The sequence below is a fragment of the Salinicola sp. genome (genome assembly GCF_982684285.1).
In genome coordinates this window covers 1-1,531 of record NZ_CEXLVS010000436.1, presented here as the reverse complement: position 1 = coordinate 1,531, position 1,531 = coordinate 1, and the positions used below count along the sequence as shown (strand labels likewise).

2 protein-coding genes and 1 pseudogene are annotated in these 1,531 nt (G+C 41.5%); all 3 read right to left on the bottom strand.

Annotated features, from left to right (window positions below; all coding sequences use genetic code 11):
- Window positions 1–387 precede the first annotated feature (387 nt).
- The gene (locus tag AC3AYF_RS20835; RefSeq protein ID WP_487780380.1) at window positions 388–822 is read right to left on the bottom strand and encodes a hypothetical protein; all 435 of its coding nucleotides are present in this window, start codon (window positions 820–822) and stop codon (window positions 388–390) included.
- Window positions 819–1,436: a nucleoid occlusion factor SlmA gene (slmA, locus tag AC3AYF_RS20830; RefSeq protein WP_487780379.1), complete on the bottom strand. Its 618-nt coding sequence runs from the start codon at window positions 1,434–1,436 to the stop codon at window positions 819–821. Before slmA ends, AC3AYF_RS20835 begins: the two co-directional genes overlap by 4 nt.
- Window positions 1,433–1,531 (bottom strand): annotated as a pseudogene (locus AC3AYF_RS20825) (acetylglutamate kinase); the annotation flags it as partial. The pseudogene AC3AYF_RS20825 and the gene slmA, both read right to left, overlap by 4 nt.

The following is a 1,531-nucleotide window of genomic DNA, read 5'->3' as shown; positions in this document are numbered from 1 at the left end:
ATACGATCGCCGGCTTGCAAACTGCGCTGCGATCCATCTATCGCCGTTGCGAAAGCTGTACCAATAAGTGTTTTTATAATGCCCATTTCTATAGCCACGGCTTGCTCTCCTCAATTATTATTTTTGTCATCCCAAGATGAAGTGCCACTGTCAGTGAATTACCATAAGTGATTGAAATTAAAATAGCAATTTTTCGTTATTCATCAACTTTAGCTACTTTCAATCCAGCATAAAGTGTGTCCAAATCTTGATAATCATCCATCAACGTCAATATCAAGGCAGATTCCGTACCAGTGTTTCAGCAAAAATAAAACACTGTCGCAAAAAAAAGCCCCAGTTATCTGGGGCTTTTTTTAAATTCTGGATGATTAAACTAAGTCTAGAAAATCATGCTGCATCACTGCGGTAAAAAGCAGAAGAAAAACGATTTAGCATTTCAGCCACTAAGGTTCGGGGCAACCAAGCTTCGCCATCATGTACCACTCTCACGGCTTTCGCTAATTTTTCATGTTGAGTTGCAGTAATATAACCGCGCGCTTTAAAACCAGAATCTTGTAACATTTCAAAGGTCGGTGCTTCGTCTGTTAAAAATAAGGTTTGGGCATCAGGGTAGCTTTTGCTTAAAAAGTGGCAAAGCATATCCACACTGATGTTTTGTTCATCATTTTTCAAAATAAAGATATCGGGTTGAAATAAACCTACTTGCGCTACCGTGATTTCAATCGTGGTCGGTTTAACATCGGTGACATTCATATCGTTATGCTGCGCAAGCAATTGCTTTTCAGCATCGATATCACTTCCAATAATCACAACATTAATCATGCATATACCTTCATTATGGTCGCCAATAATTGCCACTGCTTTTCCCAGCCCGTCAGTGGTGATTGTCGAAAACCAGTGCGAACAAATTGTTGCATATGTCCTTCGATGACGATGAGTAATAAGTTTGCCGTTTCATTAACCGGCCGACCACCCGCTTCGGTTAAGGTTAATTCACGCTCGCGTAAAATTTGTCTAAATTGCGTTTCCAATCGTTCAAAAAATTGGTTAACTCGCAGGTGCAATCGCTCAGTTTCACCCGTTAATGCCGTACCCACTAATATACTACTTATACCGGGGTTTTTAGCACTAAAGCCTAACAGTAAGGTAATAATCTTTTCACATCGGGTGACGGTATTATGATCATCTTCAAGGATTTTGCCAACCAAACCGAAAATTGTATCTTCGGCAAATTCGATTAAGCCTTCAAACATGCACGCTTTGCTTGGAAAATGACGATACAAGGCAGCTTCTGATACCCCCAAACCTTTGGCAAGTTGCGCAGTTGTGATGCGTTCACCTGGATTTTGCTCCAATTCCCTTGCTAACGCTTCCAATATTGCTTGTCGGCGAGAACTTTTCTTTTCTGCTCGCGTTTGTTTTTCTTGTTCGCTCATCGTCCGCCCCCCCGAATTAATGTGCCGACCCCTTCATCGGTAAACATTTCCAATAACACCGCATGTTGTACCCGACCATCAATAATATGCGCCGG